Below are 16,124 nucleotides of genomic sequence, written 5' to 3'. Positions count from 1 at the left end.
CACCCGCGCGGTTCGGCCCCCACCGGGGCCGGGCCGCGCGGCCGCCCCGCCCGCGCCCCCGACCGCGCCCACCCCGAGCGCGTTCTCCCTGGTCCGGGACCTCTATGGTGTGACGGTGAGTCTTCATGTGATCGTCGGACACGGACCGGCCGGAGCGGCCACGGCACGACTGCTGGCCGAACAGGGCCACACGGTAAGGGTGGTCACCCGCTCCGGGCGGCCGGCCGAGCCCGGCATCGAGCACCTCGCCCTGGACGCCACCGACACCGCGCGGCTGACCGAGGCCGCCCGCGGCGCGGCCGCGATCCACAGCTGCGCCGCACCGCCGCTCCCCCGCTGGACGGCCGACTGGCCGCCCCTGCACGCCTCGCTCCTCGCCACCGCCGAGGCGACCGGCGCCGTGCTCGTCATGCTCGGCAACCTCTACGGCTACGGCCCAGTGGACGGCCCCCTCACCGAGGACCTCCCGCTCGCCGCCCCCGGCCCCAAGGGCCGCCTCCGGGCCTCGCTCTGGGAGCAGGCCCGCGCCCTCCACGAAGCCGGCCGCATCCGCGCCGTCGAGGTCCGCGCCTCCGACTTCTTCGGCCCCGGCGTCACCGACGGCGGCCACCTGGCCGGCCGTGTCGTCCCCCGCCTGCTGGCCGGCAAGCCGGTCAGCGTCCTCGGCGACCCCGACGCCCCGCACAGCTGGACCTACCTCCCGGACGTGGCCCGCACCCTGGCGGAGGCCGCCACCGACGAACGCGCCTGGGGCCGCGCCTGGCACGCCCCGACCGCGCCGGCCGTCCCGATCCGCCGCATGGTCGACCTCCTCGCCACCGAGGCCGGCGTCGCCCCCGTCCCCGTCCGCCGCCTGAACCCCACGGTCTTCGCCCTCGCCGCCCTCGTCACCCCCCTCCTGCGCGAACTCCGCGAGACCCGCTACCAGTTCGACCGCCCCTTCGTCGTCGACACCACCGCCTGGGAAGCCGCCTTCACCACCCGCCCCACCCCGCTCGACACCCAGCTCCGCACCACCCTCACCTGGTGGCGCGACCGCCTGTCGGCCTGATTCCCCGGCACCGCGCGCCGCAGCCCCGCACCGGGGAGGACGTCCCGGTGCGGGGCTGCGGTACGTGGCAGGGGTGGTGTCAGAGGGCTTCGATGCGCTCGACGACCAGTTCGCAGAGTTCGTGGGTGCGCAGGGCGTCGTGGGCGTCCAGGGTCCGGCCGGTGCGGACGGCGTCGAGGAAGGTGAGGACGGCCTGTTCGATGCCGCGCTGGCGGGCGACGGGGACCCAGTCGCCGCGGCGGCGGACGGTGGGCTGGCCGCGGTGGTCGACGACGTCGGCGAGGTTGTGGACCTCGCGCTTGGAGTCGCCGCCGGAGACCTCGAGGATCTCCTCGGTGGAGCCGGACATCCGGTTCATGATGCCGAGGGCGGTGAAGCCCTCACCGGCCAGGGTGAGGACCACGTGCTCGACCAGGCCCTCGCGGACCCGGGCGCGGACGTCGACGTGCTCGATGTCGCCGGGGACGAGGAAGCGCAGGGTGTCGACGACGTGGATGAAGTCGTCGAAGACCAGCGGGCGCGCCGCCTCGGGCAGGCCCTCGCGGTTCTTGCGCAGCAGGACGAGGTCGCGCGGGCGCTCCTTCGCCTGGACGTTGGCAGGGGCGAAGCGCCGGTTGAAACCGACCATCAGGGAGCGGCCGGTGCGGTCCGCCAGGTCCACCAGGCGGCGGGAGCCGTCGAGGGTGTAGTCGAGCGGCTTGTCGACGTAGACCTCGACGCCCGCCGTCAGCAGCTGCTCCACGATCGGGACGTGCTGGTCGGTCGCGGCGTGCACGAAGGCGGCCCTGATCCCGCTGCCGATGAGCTGCCCGAGGTCGGTGAACCGCTTCTCCGCCGGGATCCGGTGGGTGTCGCCGATCCGGTCCAGCTTCGCGCCGTCCCGGGTCATCAGGCGCAGGTCCAGGCCGGGCAGCGCGGTCAGGACCGGCAGGTAGGCCTTCTGGGCGATGTCCCCGAGGCCGATCACCCCGACCGGCAGCAGGACGTCGGGCTCGGCGGTCGGACTCATCCGGATCTCCAGGGGTGCGCTGGGGCTTCTACCGCCCCCACCCTATGCACCGGCCCCGGGCGGAACGAACCCGGTACCGGGCCGCACCGGGAGGTTTCGCGACGTCAGGCCGGACGGGAGCGGGCGCGGCGGAGCAGGTAGGCGCCGGAGGCGGCGGCGAGGACGGCCATGCAGGCGGCGAAGACCAGGCCCGCGTCGGCGAGGCCGAGCGGCTCGGCGAGCAGGCCGACCCCGATGACGGGGACGGAGATGCCGAAGTAGGCGACCACGAAGAGCGCGGAGAGGGCCCCGCCCCGGTGTTCGGCGGGGGCCGCGCCGGCGATCTCCCCGACCGCCCCGCGCAGGCCCATGCCCTGCCCGGCGCCGCCGACCAGGGCGCTGAGCACCAGCGGGGCGAGGATCTCCCACGCGAGCGAGGCGGCCAGCAGGGCGAGGCCCGCGATGAGCACCAGGCAGCCCAGCGGGATCGCCCGGGCGGTGCCCAGCCGGGGCACCAGCAACTGGCCGAGGGTGGAGGCGAGGAAGGCCGTGAAGACGATCAGGCCGACCACCGCGTGGTTGTGGATCCCCAGGCTCTGCCCCAGGAACGCCGGGGTGACCGAGGTGAAGACGCCCAGCAGCGCGAAGCCCGCGAAGGCGGCGATCGCCGCCGGGACGAACACCCCGCGGACCTCCGGCGGCAGCGACGGTCGCCGCGGCCGGGCGGTGCGCAGCGGCCGGGCGCCGTCGACGGTCTCCGGCAGGAACCAGGTGACCGCGAACGACGCGGCCAGCAGCACCAGGTGCACGACGAACGGCAGGACGAGCGGCTCCGGCGCGTACTCGGCGAGCAGCCCGGACAGCAGCGGGCCGCAGCCGAGGCCGCCCATGTTGGCGGCGGTCGCGACGAACCCGGCCCGGGCCCGGCGGTCGGGCGGGGCGAGTTCCAGCACATAGGCGGTGGCGGTGCCGGTGAACAGACCCGCCGACAGTCCGGACAGCAGGCGGCCCAGGCAGAGCAGCGGCAGTCCGCCCTCGGCGAGGAAGGCGACGGCGCTGCCCGCGGCGAGGGCGAGCCCGCAGAGCAGGACGGGACGGCGGCCGACGCTGTCGGAGACGTTGCCGACGAGCAGCAGCACCCCGATCACCCCGAACGCGTAGACGGCGAACACCACCGTCACCATCAGTTCGGAGAAGCCGATCTCCTCCTGGTACAGCCCGTACAGCGGGGTGGGCAGGGTGGTGCCCGCCATGCAGACGGCGAAGGCGGCGGCTGCGCCGAGGTAGCCGGTCCGACGGTCGGTCATCCGCCCACGGTAGGCGCCGCGGCGGGACGGTGGCGGCCCGGCGGCGGCCGGCCTCCGCCGAATGGCGGAGGCCGGGGCGGTGGCGCCGGGGCGGTGGCCGACGGTGATCGGGGCCGAGGCCGGCGGTGTCCGGGTTACAGGTGCGGCGGCGAGTGACCGGCCGCGGGCGCGCGGGTGACCGGTTCGGGGGTCGGCCCGGGCCCGGGCAGGGGTCCTGGGCCCGGGTTCGGGTCGGGGCGCGGGGCGGGCGGCGGGGGCGGGTCGGACACCGGCGGCAGCGGGCGGGGCGGCAGCGGGTCCGGCCCGCCGGGGCCCGGCACCGGACCGGGCAGCGGGCCCGGACCAGGCGCGGGTCCCGGTCCCGGGGGCGGGGTGGGGCTGGGCGGTACGGGGTCGTTCGGCGGGATTCCCACGGTCGGTCGTTCCTCTCCGTGGTCGGAGGCGCTGACACCGCTCGGCTACCCCGTCGGCGTCCGCCCACACCCCCGCTCCGCCCAGCGGCTCAATGGGCTCGGGCCGGACCGGACGCCGTCAGAGGGCGGCCCGGTGCAGGGCGGCCAGCATGGCGGCGACGGCGAGGGTGACCGGGGTGGTGCGGGTGCGGCGCTCGGCCCAGCGCCAGTCGCCGTCCGGGTTGACCTCCAGGAAGACCGGGGTGCCGGCGCTGAGGAGGAAGTCGAACGCGCCGTAGCGCAGGGACATCGCGGCGGCGAGGGTGCGGGTCGCGGCGGCGACGTCCGGCGGGGGTGACGGAAGGGCGCGGACGCCGAGCCGGTCGGGGGCGGTCCAGGGGTCGGCCGGGGCGGTCTTGGTGACCTCGAAGGCGTGCAGCTGCCCGCCGACGAAGTAGACCCGCAGCTCGGCCTCGTGCTCGACGTACTCCTGGACGATCACCGGCGGCCCGGGTCGCGGGCCGCCGGCCAGGTCGGCCCGGTCGAGGACGGTCGGGAAGATCCCGTGCAACCGGCCCGGGACCGGCTCCACGAAGTGGTGGCCGGCCGCCTTGACGACCACGCGCGGGCCGTCGAACTCGTCGCGCACGAGATACGGATCGGTGGTCAGCACGGCGCGCGGCGCCGCGACCCCGTGCCGGCGGGCGAGGTCCAGTTGGCAGAGCACCCCGGGGCGGTCGGGGCGGACGGCCGTGCCGGAGATCGCCGCCAGCTGTGCGGCCGCCGCCAGCCAGGAGTCGCGGAGGAAGGCGCCGCGCGGCGTCCCGGCGACGTCCGCGACCGGGGCGGCCGGGCCGAGGGCGGTGGAGTCGAGGGCCGTGGGGTCGAACGCGGCCGGGTCGAGGGCGGTGGGCGCGAAGTGGCGGATCCAGGTGACGGTGGGGATCAGCTCGCGCCCGTTCAGGCGGACGGTGCGGCCCTCCGGGGCGATGGTCAGCGAGGTGGCGCCGAGCTCCTCGGCGTTCAGGCGGGCGGTGCGGATGCCCGCGCCCGCGAGCAGGTTCCGCACCGGGTCGAGGTCGGTGTCGCAGGCGCGGCTGAGCAGCAGGACGCAGGGGGCCGGGCGCGGGCGCGCGTCCAGGGTGCGGGCGGGGTCGTCGAGCTGGGCGAGGAACGGTGAGCGGGGCGGGCGGGGCGGGCGGGGAGGTCGCGGGGAGGGCGCTCCGGTGGGGCGGTCAGGCATCGGCGTCGACGGTGTCGAGCAGGTCGTCGGCCATCGCCAGCAGCTTGCCGACGGTCGCGGCCACATGGTCCGAGGCGCCGGGAAGGCGGTCGGCGACACGTTGCAGCACCGCCAGGTCGAAGGCCGCCGGCTTGCCCGGCGCGGGCGCCGCCACCGGGTCCGGGGCGGCGGAGCGGAGCGTCAGGAGGAGTTCCAGCACCGTGGCCATCTCGGTGGCCAGCAGCCCGAGCGAGGCCATGTCGCCGAGGTCGCAGCGCGGACGGCTGTCGCGGTCCAGCACGGACAGCACCCCGATGCAGTCGCCGTCGCAGATCAGCGGGGCGGCCATGATGCTGCTCGGCACATAGCCGGTGGACTCGGCGGCCGAGCGGGCGAACTGCGGGCTGTCCGCCACGTCGTCCACCACCACCGGCTGGCCGGTCATCAGCGCCCAGCCCGCGATACCGGTGCCGGCCGGGAAGCGGCTGCCCAGCAGGTGGTGCTCCCCCTCCCCGGCCACCGCCTCGAAGACGAGGTCGCCGTCGGCCTCGTCCACCAGCAGCACGGAGGCCGCGGCCGCGTCGAACACGCTGCGGGCAACCTCCACGATCGACTGGAGCAGTCTGCGTTGCCGCAGCTCGGCACTCTCCAACGGGTCAGTCGACACGCGCACCTCCATCGGGTACGGCTACGTTCTCAGCGGCCAGGTAGAGGACGGACTTGAGCTGGAAGGGGGTGAGCGAGCGGTGCTTGCTGAGAATGAGCGCGCAGATACCCGCGATGTGCGGGGTCGCGAAGCTGTTCCCGGTGCTGAGCAGTTGGCGACCGCCGGGTCCGGCCACCGGCACCCGCACACCGCGGGCGTAGAACTCCACCGGCGGTGACGGGTTGTAGTAGTAGGTCATCGGGTCGGGGCTGTCGTGGCTGGCGACCGAGATCACCGAGGCGAACGGCCACGGGTAGCTGCGCACCGGCATGTTGTGGGCGGAGGCGACGATGACGCAGCGGCGGAAGTAGGCGGAGTCGGAGAGGTCGCGCAGTGCGTCGCAGAACTCCGCCTTGGTCGTCGACAGGCTCATGTTGATGACGTCGTAGCCCTCCTCGATGGCCCAGGTCAGGCCCGCCAGCAGGGCGGCGCCGCTGCCGTGCCGGCCGCCGGACAGGACGCGGACCGAGGTGAGCGCCGCGCCGGGGGCGACGGAGCGGATGACGCTGGCGCAGGCGGTGCCGTGGCCGGCGGTGTCGCCCGGTTCGGTCGGGGTGACGGTGAGGGTGCCGTCCTCGGCGCGCACCACGTCCATGGCCCGGTCGAGGCCGCCGACCAGCGGGTGTTCGGCGTCCACGCCGCTGTCCAGGACGCAGACCCGCACGCCCGAGCCGTCGGCGCCGCCCCAGGCCCAGTCCTGGGTGAGGTGGCCGCCGAGCGGGCTGATGTCGAAGGGCTCCTGGGGCACGACGGAGACCGGCATGCTCCAGGCGGGCACTCCGGGGAAGTGGTCGCGCGGCGGGCGGCGCCAGGGCGGGAGCTGGAGGTCGGTCATCGCCGGCCACCGTCCTCGGCGCCGGGCGGGGCGGGCGCGCCGGGCGGGGCGGGTGGTTCGGGTGTTCCGGTGCTGGTGGTGGTGCCCGTCCCCCCGGCGGCGAGCCAGGCGCGGACCCGTCCGGCGGGCAGCGCGGCGCCCTTGGCCTCGAACATCCGCAAAGCCTCGGTCCCTTCAGCCGTCGCCCGCCCGGCCCGGCCGGCCGCGCGGAGCACGATCGCCAGATCGAACAGCGTCTCCCCGACCAGGCAGGGGTCGTCGGAGCCCTCGCTCAGCCGGCGGGCCGCCGTGGCGGCGGCGACCGCCTCGGTGTGGTCGCCCCGGGCGGAGGCGAGGCGGCCGCGCAGCGCCGTCGCGCCCAGCCGGGCGCGCGGGTTCCCGCCGTCCTGGTCGCCCGGTCCGTCGTCCTGGCCGCCGGGCCGCTCGCCGTCCTGCTCCCTGTCCCCGCCGCCGGGTCCTCGGTCCGGACCGTCGGGCGGGTCGAGTGCGGCCAGGGCCGCGGCGGCGGCCTCGGTCCGGCCCTGGGCGAACAGCTCGCGGGCGATGGCGACCTCCGTGGTCCGGGTGTCCGGGGCGTGCTCGGCGGCGCGCAGCACGCCGAGGCTCTGCCGGTAGCGGGCCTCGGCGACCTCGTGGGCCCCGGCCAGCGACTCGACGAAGCCCGCCGCGTCCAGCACGACGGCGTCCGCAAGGTCGGTGTGCACGTCGTGGGAGTACGTGAGCGCCTCGGCGAGGGTGCGGCGGGCGGCGGCCACGTCCCCGTCCAGCGCCTCCAGGTGGGCGCGGGCGACGAGCACGGGGATCAGCAGCGAGCGGTTGGCGGCGAAGCGTCGGCCGAGCAGGGCGCACAGCTCCAGCGAGGCGGCCACCGGGGTGGGCGTCCACTGGGCCAACTCGCAGACCGCGCAGAGGAGTCGGTCTTCCTCGTAGCTGTCGGCGAGGGCCCGGGCGCGGGCCAGCGCGAGCCGGAAGGAGGTCTCGGCGGAGGCGGTGCGCTCGGCGGCGAGTTCGAGGTGGGCGCGTAGTTGGTGGAGCCGGGACCAGCTGCGGTCGTCGCCCGGGTCGTGCTCCAGCAGCGCGGTGAGGCGGTCCGCGTCGGCGGCGACGGTGGTGGGCGGGGCGAGGCCGAGCCGGAGCGCGACGATCCCGCGCTGGACGGCGAGGGTCGCCGCGGCGCGCGGGTTGCCGGGAAGTGCGGCCTCGGCGACGTCGAGCGCGGCCCGGCACCGGGCCTCGTCCTGGAGCCAGATCCCCGCGTCGCAGACGTGCAGCGCGAGCGCGATGTGCCGGGGGTCCCCGACCGGCAGCAGGGCGCGGCCGCGTTCGAGGAGTTGGACGGCGGCGGGGAGGTCCTTGCGGGCCAGCGCACGTGTCCCCTCGGCGATCAGGGTCCCGGCCGCCGCTCCGGCCAGCACGGGCAACTGGCGGTCGCCCGGACGCAGTTGGCGGCGCAGCTGCCAACTGGCCTCGACGTGGTAGGCGACCGCCATCGGGTCCTTCGGGTGCGCGCGCGAGAACCGGTCGGCGAGGAAGTCGTGCCAGCGTTCCCGCCGGGTCTTCGGGGTGAACTCGTAGGCGGTGTCCCGCAGCAGCGCCTGGGCGAAGCGGTAGGTGGCGGCCGGGCCGGGTTCGAAGACCCGGCGGCGGGCCAGTCGGGCGGTCGCCTCGTCGGCGGCGGTCGGCACCACCCCGTCGGCCTCGGCCATCGCCCGCAGCTGCCCGCGGCTGAACTCGCGCCCGACCACGGCGGCGAGTTCCAGCAGTCCGCGCTCGGTGGCCGGGAGTCGGTCCAGCCGCGCGCCGAGCAGGGCCTGGACGGTGGGCGGGACATGGGTGCCGGGGGCGGTCTCGGCGAACACGTCCATCAGCTGTTCGGCGAAGAGCGGGTTGCCGTCGCACAACGCGACCACCCGGCCGGTCAGTTCGCGCTGTTCGTCGACCCGGAGGTCCTGCGCGTGGACGTCGCCGCGTTGGGCCAGGCCGCCGACCAGGGCGGCGGTCTGCTCCTCGCTCATCGGCCCGAGGTCGACGGTGGTGGCGCACGGCTTGCCGCTGCCCCAGTCGGCGCGCTGGTCGAGCAGCTCGGGGCGGGCGACGCAGAGCAGCAGGACGGGCACGTCGCGCAGCCAGGTGGCGATCTCGTCGACGAGATCGAGCAGGGTCGACTCCGCCCAGTGCAGGTCCTCCCAGACCATGACCACGGGACGGGAGCGGCCGAGCACCTCCAGGAGGTGGCGCACGGCCCAGGCGATGTCCTCGACGCCGACCTGTCCGGGGGGCGGGTCGGCGGGGTCGGCGGGCTCCGTGACGGCGGCAGGGTCGGCGGGTTCGGCGGAGCCGCCGGGGTCGGCCGGGTCGGTGACGGCGGCGAGGGTGCGGGTCACCAGGCGGCGCACGCGGCCGTCCGCGCTGTCGGGCGGCCCGGCCGAAGCGGCGTCCTCGGCGAGCAGCCGGACCAGTTCGGGCCGACCGCCGGGCAGCGAGCCGAGCATCTCGGCGAGCGGCCGGTAGGTGATCCCCCGGCCGTAGGCGGAACAGCGCCCGGCGAGCACCAGCGCCTCGCCGTCCGGCAGCCCGGAGAGGAACTCCCGGACCAGGCGCGACTTTCCGATGCCCGGGGCGCCGAGCACGGTGGCGAGGCACACCTCGCGCCGCTCCCTGGCCCGCCGGTAGCCGCGTTCGAGCACGGCCAGTTCGTCCGTCCGACCGATGAACGGGGTGACCGGGGCCGGCTCGTCGGCCGTCGCGTCCGGGGCGGTGACCCGCCAGGCCGGCACCGGACGGGACTTGCCCTTCAGTCGCAGCGGTTCGACCGGCTCGATGCCGACCTGCGCCCGCACCATCGCGGCGGTGTCGGCACAGATCAGCACCTCGCCGGGAGCGGCGGCGGTCTGCAGCCTGGCGGCCGTGTTGACGGAGTCGCCGACGACCCGGAAGTCGTCCCCCGGGCGGGTGATCACCACGACGTTGCCGGTGCAGATCCCGGCCCGGGCCTCCAGCTCGACCCCGTACTTGGCGGCGAGCTCGGCGGTGAGGCCGGCCAGGGCGGCGAGCGCGCCGGTGGCGGCCCGGACGGCGCGCAGCGCGTCGTCCTCGCGGGCGACGGTGGCGCCGAAGGCCGCGAGGATCGCGTCGCCGATGAACTTCTCCACCACGCCGCCGTGTTCGGCGATGCAGGCGCCGCAGCTGGCGAAGTAGCGGTCCATGACGCGGCGCAGCGGCTCGGGGTCCAGCCGTTCGGCGAGGGTGGTGGAGCCGACGACGTCCAGGAAGAGCATCGACACCTTGCGGCGCGACTCGCGCGGCTCGGCGACGACCGGGGGCGGAGCGGGGGACGCGGCGGCCGCGAGCGGGGTGCCGCAGCCGGCGCAGAACCGGTCGGCCTCGGCGGTGCGGTGTCCGCACGCGGTGCAGCTCACGACCGGTCCTCGGGGGCGGGACCGGCGGGGTCGGCGGGGGCGGCGGGGTCGGCGGGGTCGGTCGGATTCTCGGCGGGCGTCTCCCCCGGTGCTTCCCCGGGTACCTCCCCGTGCGCCTCGACGGCCATGGCCGCGGGCTCGCGCGCCGGTTCGGCCTCGGATGCGGCCGCGCCGGGTACGTGGGCGGGTGCGGGAGTCGGGGCCGCCCCGCTCGCCGGGAGGCCCACCCGCGCGTAGACCCCGGCGAGCACGACCACCAGCCCGGACACCGCGAAGATCGTGTCGATCGGGCCGAACCGCAGCCCCGCCAAGGAGCCCGAGAAGTCCCGCAGCCCGCTGCCCGCCAACCAGCCGGACAGCACCGCCGTCAGCATCGCCGCGAGCCGGGTCACCGGGTAGAACACCGAGATCACCCGGCCCCGGAACTCATGCGGGGTGGCGGCGAGCAGCAGCGGTGCCATCGCGGTGTTCAGCATGGTGATCGGCACCACGAAGACGAACAGCAGCGTCACGGCCGCCGGGAAGCCGGTCTGCCGTGAGTACAGCACCAGCAGCCCGCCGCTCGCCATCAGGCCGATCCAGGTCGTCCGGCGGGCGCCGATCCACTGCACCACCCGCCCGGCGGCGAGCGCGCCCGCGATCCCGCCGATGCCGAGCGCCATGCCGAGGTAGCCGTACGACTCGGCGGAGACGTGCAGGTTCCGGGTGGCGAAGAAGATGTTCAGGGTGCTCAGGGCGCCCATCCCGAGCTGGCCGATGACCGTGAGCAGCAGCAGCGCGACGAGGAACCGGTTGCGGGCGAAGAAGCGCAGACCCTCGGCGAAGTCCTTGAACAGGCCGCGGCGTTGGGCGGGCTTGCCGGTCCTCGGGGCTGTCGGCGCGGTGCGCGCGGGGTTCACCGGCCGCAGGTCCGCCGAGCTGATGGCGATGTACGACACCAGGTACGAGAACGCGTTGAACAGCAGCGCCCACTGCAGGCCCACCGCGAACAGCAGCGGCGCGGCGAGCGGCGGGCCGATGATCCAGGCGGTCTGCCCGGTCGCCTGGGCGATGCCGGCTGCCCTGGCCCGGTCGGCCTCGTCCGTCACGAGTTCCGCGATGATCGAGAACCGGGCCGGGGTGAAGAACTGGCTGGCCGCGTTGAGCACCAGCACGATCACATAGATCAGGGCCAGCCAGACGCCCGCCGGCAGCTCCCGGGTCGGCACGAAGGCGACGGCGGTCAGGACGGCGACCAGTGCGCCGCGCAGCACCTCGGTGCCGAGCATGGTGGCGCGCTTGTCCCAGCGGTCGACGAAGACCCCGGCGAAGGGCCCGACGAACATCACGGCCGCGCTGGTCGCCAGGACGACGCCGCTGACCGCCTGCGGGCCCCAGGACTTCCCCTCCGCCAGCACGGTCGCCACCCAGAGCACGAGCGTGGTGCTGAACACCGCGTCCCCGACCGAGGAGACCGCCTGACCGAACCAGAGCCGGGTGTAGGTGGGGTTGATGAGGGTCGGCCGGAGCCTGCCGAGGGCGGTCACGGGGTGCGCCCCGTTCCGAGCAGCAGCGTCATCAGGGCCGTCACCAGGGTGGTGTGGTACGCCTTGGCGAAGTACTCGGCGGCCGGGTCGGCGGTGCTCGCGCGGGTGGCGGCGGACCGGCCGGGGATGGAGCCGTCCGGGCGCTGGGCGCGGGCCAGGCAGGCGAGGGCGGCGGTGCCCTCGGGCGTGCCCGTCGGGTCCAGGCCCAGGCAGACCTGGGTCATGACGAGTTCGGCGGCGAGATCCCACCAGTCGTGCCGGACGCAGTGGTCGAGCAGCCGTCCGGTCAGGGCCGCCGCGTCGGCCACCGCGCCGTCGGGCAGTCCGGGGCCGGTGCGGGCGAAGTCGCTGAGGTAGAAGGCGGAGTGGGTGAGGGCGTACGCCTCGGGGACGGTCACCGGCGGCTCGTCGGGACGGGGTGTTGTGATGCCCTGGGCGTTCTGCGCGTCCTGTGCGCTTTGCACGTCCCGGCGCCGGGCCCGGGCGAGGGCGGTGGCGGGCAGGGTGACCAGGACGTTGCGCCGGGCGAGCTCCGGGTAGGACTCGACGGCGTGCGCCACCCCCGCCTTGTCCGCGTAGTAGCGCAGTTCGAGCCGCTGGTAGGGCGAGCGCCCGGCCGGGGCGAGGTCGGCGGCGGTGAGCCGGGCGAGGGCGGCGCGGAACGGCGCGTCCTCGGTCCCGGCGGGTGCCAGGGCGGCGCAGGCCAGCCGGTACTGGGTGGCGCCGCGCGGCTCGGCGGTGAGCAGGCGCGGGAAGCCGGGGTGCAACCAGATGACGCGGACCCGGACGGTCGCCTCGGCCCGGCGCGGGTCGTCGCCGGGGTCGAGGCGGGTCCAGCAGTGGGTGAGCAGCGCGAGTTCCAGCGCGGCCTTGGCGGGCCGGTGCGCGCCACCGGGGTCGGGGGTGCGGACGGCGCCGCGGGCGGGTGCGAACGGGTCGAAGTGGTCGAGGTGGCGGCCGATCCAGCCGAGCGCGCCGTCGCCGAGCCGCTCCAGGCCGTGGCCGGGCGCGCCGTCCTCCGGGTGACGGGGACCGGGACCGGCGGGGACGGGAACGGCGGGACCGGGACCGGCGGGGACGGGGCCGGCGCGGAGGCCGGGTGTCGTGCTCACAGGCGCCCCGTCTCGTCCAGGTAGTCGAGCAGCGCGGCGTCGACCGTGTCGTGGAACGCGGCGAGTGTGCGCCGGTCCTCGTCCCGCCGGTAGAGGTCCTCGCAGCCGACCCAGCGGTCCCGGGTGAGGGTGCCCGGCAGGTAGCCGCCGGAGACGGTGCCGACCTCCCAGTCCGGTTTGCCCGCCGTCTCCCAGCAACTGGCGAGGGTGCCGTCGGCGCTCACCACCGCGCCGTACCGGCCGTCCCCGTGTCCGCAGGTGGCGCACGGCCGGTGGGCCTGCGGTCGGGTCACGCCGAGACCGAGGTCGAGGGCGCGGCGCTGCCAGCGGGTGAAGCGCGCGGAGAGGTCGCGGGTGTGCCGGAGGTCGTTGCCGTAGCCCACACCGACATCGCCCACCTGGGCGAAGTACATGGTGCAGCGGGCCGGGTCGAGCGCGGCGGCGAGCCGGTCGAGCAGGCTGTCGACGCCCCGGTAGGTCTCCTGCGAGACGTTGACCCGGAAGATCCAGCGCAGCGGGGAGGCCTCGGAGGCGCGGGCGAGGTTGCCGACGATGGTGTCGAAGGTGCCGCCGCCCTCGGAGCGGCGGATCCGGATCCGGTCGTGGTCCGGGCGGTCGCCGTCGAAGGTGACCTGGACGGAGCGCAGGCCCCGGTCGGCGAGCCCGGTGGCGAGCGCCGGGGTGAGCAGGGTCGCGTTGGAGATCATCCAGGCGGAGGCGAGACCGTGGTCGGCGGCCCGTTCGAGGAGTTCCAGGCAGCCGCGCGGGTTGAGCAGGGGCTCGCCGCCGAACAGCAGGATGCGCAGCTTCGCCAGTTCGGCGGCGGCCATCTGCCGGTCGGTGAAGTCGAGGATCTCGGTGATGGTCCGCGAGGTCAGCCGCTTGCGGGCGATCCGGGGCGGTCGGCTGCCGCCGGCGCTGTCCTGGGCGGTGTTCTGGAAGCAGTAGCCGCAGCCGAGGTTGCAGTGGGTGCTGGTCAGCACGGTCAGGGCGTAGCTGCGCGGGGCCGGGGCGGTCAGCAGGCCGGCTTCGCGCAGGCCGCGTTCGGCGCCGGGGCGCAGGGTGCCGTCCTCGGTCAACTGGCCGGGGCGCAGCCGGGCGAGGCCACCGCCGGGGCCGAGGAACCACCAGTTGCGCTCGCCCTGGAGGAGGCGGGCGCCGGTGGCGGCGACGGGAGTCGGGGGTGGTGCGCTCGTCGGGTCCGGCGGGCTGGTCGGGGCCGGCGCGCTCGTCGGGCTGCTCGGGGCCGTCGGGCTGCTCGCGCCCGTCCGGTTCATCGGGCACCGCCCAGGACCGGGGCGGCGGACGCCGTCGGAGGCCGTTCGCCGGACGTGCCCGCGCGCGGGCGCAGGAGGATCACCGTCGCCAGTGCCACCACCAGCGTAGACTGGTAGGACTTCCGGAAGAGGTGGACGGCCGTCGCGCCGTCCGGCACCCGGTCGGTGGCGGAGCGGCCGGGGAAGGCCCCCTCCGGCGACTGGGCCTCGGCGAGCAGGCGCAGAGCAGCCGCGCCCGAGGGCGTGGTCAGCGGGTCGAGGCCGAGGCAGTGCTGCGCGAGGACGAGCTTGCCCGTGAGGTCCCACTCGCCGCGCCGGACGGACTCCTCGGTGAGGCGCTCGACCCGGTCGCGGGCGTGGGCGAGATCGGCCGCGCCGAGGCCCGGGTCCCGGAAGCCGAAGTCGGCCAGGTGGAAGACGGTGTGGGTCACATTGCAGACGTCGAGCTCGGCCAGCGGCTGACCGTCGGCGTGCGCGGCCAGCCGGCTGATCCGGTACAGCTCCGGGTAGTCGAGCAACTGGTGCTTCACGTCCGCCAGTTCGGCGTAGTAGCGGGTCTCCAGGTGCAGGAAGGGCGACTTGCGGCGCGGCGTCAGGAGGTCGCCCGCGACCCCTTCGGCGAGGGCCGCCCGGTGCGGGCCGTCGGCGTCCAGGCCGGCCGGGGCGAGCGCGCCGTACATGAGCTGGAACTGCCGGGCGTAGCGCGGCTCGACGGTGAGCAGCGGCGGGTGGTCGGGGCTGCGCCAGACCTGCTCGACGGTCGCGGCGACGGCGGCCAGGTCGGGGTCCGGGGGCCGCGGTCGGACGGCCTCCGCGGTCCGGTCGGCCCCGGAGGTGCCGGAGGTGTCGGTGGCCCCGGCAGCCCCGGTGGCCCTCGCCCAGCAGCGGTACAGCAGGGCGAGTTGCAGCAGCGCCTTGACCCGGGGGGTCACCGGCAGTTCGGCCCGGCCCGCCGGCTCGTCAAGAAAGCCGCAGTGCCGACCGATCCACCGCCGCGCGCCCGCCGAGAGGCTCTCCACGGCCGCGAGGTCCGGGGCGGCTGATCGAGTACCCATGGTTCTCCCTTGAGGTTGCGGGCTGCCGGTCGGACGTGCGGGCGGTCTGCTCGACGAGGTCGGCGGCTCGGCGGGGGCCGTCCGCGGCGGCGTCGGCGAGCCGTCGGCCGAGGCGCTGGGCATGGGAACGCAGCCGGTGGTCCCGCCAGGCCGCGTCCACCAGCCCGGCCTGGTCCGGCTCCCCCGTTCGCGGGAGGTGGACGGCCGCGCCGGCCCGCAGCAACGCACCGGCGAGGACGGGCTGTTCGGAGCCGTTGGGGGTGACGCCGAGCGGTCGGCCGCGCAGCAGGGCGCCGAGCACCGGCGCCGAGGTGCCGGCGGTCAGCACCAGCCCGGCCCGGTCGACGAGCGGACCCAGCCAGGGCTTGCGGACGAGCAGGATGTCGGCGTCCGGGGCCGGGCACGGCTCGGCGGTCCGGCCCTGCTCCACGACGGCCTGGTAACGGCCGCCGGTGAAGGTCGCGTTGAGGCGTGGCCACGGAGTGCCGCCGCCGAAGAAGCGACCCAGGTGCACATAGACGACCGGCTTGCCACTGCGCGCCAACGCGGCGTCCACGGCGGCGAGTTCGCCCGGGTCGGCGGCCGGCTCCCAGGACAGCGGGCCGACCTGGTGCACCCGTGGCGGCAACTCCGCTCCCGGGTGCTCCAGTTCGGGGTCCCCCCGGAGCAGGAGCGCGTCACCGAGCAGCGGGGAGTCCTCCGGGCCGCCGGCGGCGGCCGCCGCGACCGTCGCCCGCGGCCAACGGGACGGCCGGGCGGAGAGACCGGCCTCCTCCCGGGTCGCGTCGTAGAGCGCCATCGTCTCCAGGGTCCGGTTCTCCCGGCTGCGGCCGTACTGCGGCTCGCCCTCGCCCCCGGAGCGGTAGGTCCACAGGTGGATCGAGAGTCCGATCACGACCACCGGTACGTCCAGCGTCTCGGCGGCGAGCAGTGCGCCGTTGCACAGCACGGAGGTCACCAGCAGGTCGGCCCGGGCCTGCCGGGCGGCGCGCACGGTCGCCCGGTACTGCCCGAGACCCATGACGCCCCAGCGGGCGGCGGAGAAGGCCCGCTCGCCGCCGAACTCCTCCGCCGCCGCGAACGGCAGGCCGGCCTCGGCCGCGAACGGCGCGGCGGTGGCGCGGCCCAGCACCGACACCCGGTGGCCGCGGCGCCGCAGTTCGCGCCCGACGGCGAGCGTCGGGTAGAGGTAGCCGCCGTCACTGAGCGGGCAGAGCAGGATGTTCACGGGGCC

The 16,124-nt window shown here is 76.0% G+C and carries 12 protein-coding genes; 1 reads left to right on the top strand and 11 read right to left on the bottom strand.

Going from position 1 to position 16,124, the window contains the following annotated elements:
• Nucleotides 1–115: 115 nt before the first annotated feature.
• The gene (locus IF01_RS0124640; RefSeq protein ID WP_030395713.1) at nt 116–1,051 is read left to right on the top strand and encodes an NAD-dependent epimerase/dehydratase family protein; all 936 of its coding nucleotides are present in this window, start codon (nt 116–118) and stop codon (nt 1,049–1,051) included.
• 79 nt (nt 1,052–1,130) lie between these two features.
• Here the strand turns inward: IF01_RS0124640 and IF01_RS0124635 are convergent, their stop codons facing one another.
• The 11 genes from IF01_RS0124635 to IF01_RS0124585 all read right to left on the bottom strand — a co-directional run bounded on the left by IF01_RS0124635 (nt 1,131) and on the right by IF01_RS0124585 (nt 16,118).
• Nucleotides 1,131–2,030 (bottom strand): Gfo/Idh/MocA family oxidoreductase, encoded by a 900-nt coding sequence (locus tag IF01_RS0124635; protein ID WP_037781066.1) that lies wholly within the window; start codon nt 2,028–2,030, stop codon nt 1,131–1,133.
• Nucleotides 2,031–2,164: 134 nt separating this feature from the next.
• Nucleotides 2,165–3,346: an MFS transporter gene (locus tag IF01_RS0124630; protein ID WP_030395711.1), complete on the bottom strand. Its 1,182-nt coding sequence runs from the start codon at nt 3,344–3,346 to the stop codon at nt 2,165–2,167.
• Between the two features lie 531 nt (nt 3,347–3,877).
• Nucleotides 3,878–4,981, bottom strand: coding sequence for an ATP-grasp domain-containing protein (locus IF01_RS0124625; protein WP_051756123.1), 1,104 nt, complete (start codon nt 4,979–4,981; stop codon nt 3,878–3,880).
• Entirely contained in the window at nt 4,974–5,627 is a 654-nt protein-coding gene (locus IF01_RS0124620; protein WP_244215617.1) for a GAF domain-containing protein, read from the bottom strand. The genes IF01_RS0124625 and IF01_RS0124620 overlap by 8 nt, the downstream gene beginning before the upstream one ends.
• Nucleotides 5,617–6,501 (bottom strand): S8 family serine peptidase, encoded by an 885-nt coding sequence (locus IF01_RS0124615; RefSeq protein ID WP_037780981.1) that lies wholly within the window; start codon nt 6,499–6,501, stop codon nt 5,617–5,619. Before IF01_RS0124615 ends, IF01_RS0124620 begins: the two co-directional genes overlap by 11 nt.
• The gene (locus IF01_RS51135) at nt 6,498–9,920 is read right to left on the bottom strand and encodes an AAA family ATPase (RefSeq protein ID WP_051756121.1); all 3,423 of its coding nucleotides are present in this window, start codon (nt 9,918–9,920) and stop codon (nt 6,498–6,500) included. Before IF01_RS51135 ends, IF01_RS0124615 begins: the two co-directional genes overlap by 4 nt.
• Nucleotides 9,917–11,446 carry an MFS transporter gene (locus IF01_RS0124605; protein ID WP_051756119.1) on the bottom strand — a complete coding sequence of 510 codons (1,530 nt, stop codon included), beginning with the start codon at nt 11,444–11,446 and terminating at the stop codon, nt 9,917–9,919. Before IF01_RS0124605 ends, IF01_RS51135 begins: the two co-directional genes overlap by 4 nt.
• Nucleotides 11,443–12,558, bottom strand: coding sequence for a DUF6895 family protein (locus IF01_RS0124600; protein ID WP_244215616.1), 1,116 nt, complete (start codon nt 12,556–12,558; stop codon nt 11,443–11,445). Before IF01_RS0124600 ends, IF01_RS0124605 begins: the two co-directional genes overlap by 4 nt.
• Nucleotides 12,555–13,835 carry a radical SAM protein gene (locus IF01_RS0124595; protein WP_030395704.1) on the bottom strand — a complete coding sequence of 427 codons (1,281 nt, stop codon included), beginning with the start codon at nt 13,833–13,835 and terminating at the stop codon, nt 12,555–12,557. The genes IF01_RS0124600 and IF01_RS0124595 overlap by 4 nt, the downstream gene beginning before the upstream one ends.
• Nucleotides 13,832–14,890 (bottom strand): DUF6895 family protein, encoded by a 1,059-nt coding sequence (locus IF01_RS0124590; RefSeq protein WP_030395703.1) that lies wholly within the window; start codon nt 14,888–14,890, stop codon nt 13,832–13,834. The genes IF01_RS0124595 and IF01_RS0124590 overlap by 4 nt, the downstream gene beginning before the upstream one ends.
• Nucleotides 14,796–16,118 (bottom strand): glycosyltransferase, encoded by a 1,323-nt coding sequence (locus IF01_RS0124585; RefSeq protein WP_063764290.1) that lies wholly within the window; start codon nt 16,116–16,118, stop codon nt 14,796–14,798. Before IF01_RS0124585 ends, IF01_RS0124590 begins: the two co-directional genes overlap by 95 nt.
• Nucleotides 16,119–16,124: the final 6 nt, after the last annotated feature.

Origin of the sequence: Kitasatospora purpeofusca (genome assembly GCF_000718025.1) — a bacterium.
In the GTDB taxonomy this organism is placed as follows: domain Bacteria; phylum Actinomycetota; class Actinomycetes; order Streptomycetales; family Streptomycetaceae; genus Kitasatospora; species Kitasatospora purpeofusca.
This window is presented reverse-complemented; position numbering and strand designations above follow the sequence as displayed.

Bases quoted from the DNA above. Each gene is read 5' to 3' on its own strand.
- IF01_RS0124630 (WP_030395711.1), bottom strand. From the start codon at position 3,346: ATGACCGACCGTCGGACCGGCTACCTCGGCGCAGCCGCCGCCTTCGCC.
- IF01_RS0124625 (WP_051756123.1), bottom strand. From the start codon at position 4,981: ATGCCTGACCGCCCCACCGGAGCGCCCTCCCCGCGACCTCCCCGCCCG.
- IF01_RS0124615 (WP_037780981.1), bottom strand. From the start codon at position 6,501: ATGACCGACCTCCAGCTCCCGCCCTGGCGCCGCCCGCCGCGCGACCAC.
- IF01_RS0124595 (WP_030395704.1), bottom strand. From the start codon at position 13,835: ATGAACCGGACGGGCGCGAGCAGCCCGACGGCCCCGAGCAGCCCGACG.
- IF01_RS0124590 (WP_030395703.1), bottom strand. From the start codon at position 14,890: ATGGGTACTCGATCAGCCGCCCCGGACCTCGCGGCCGTGGAGAGCCTC.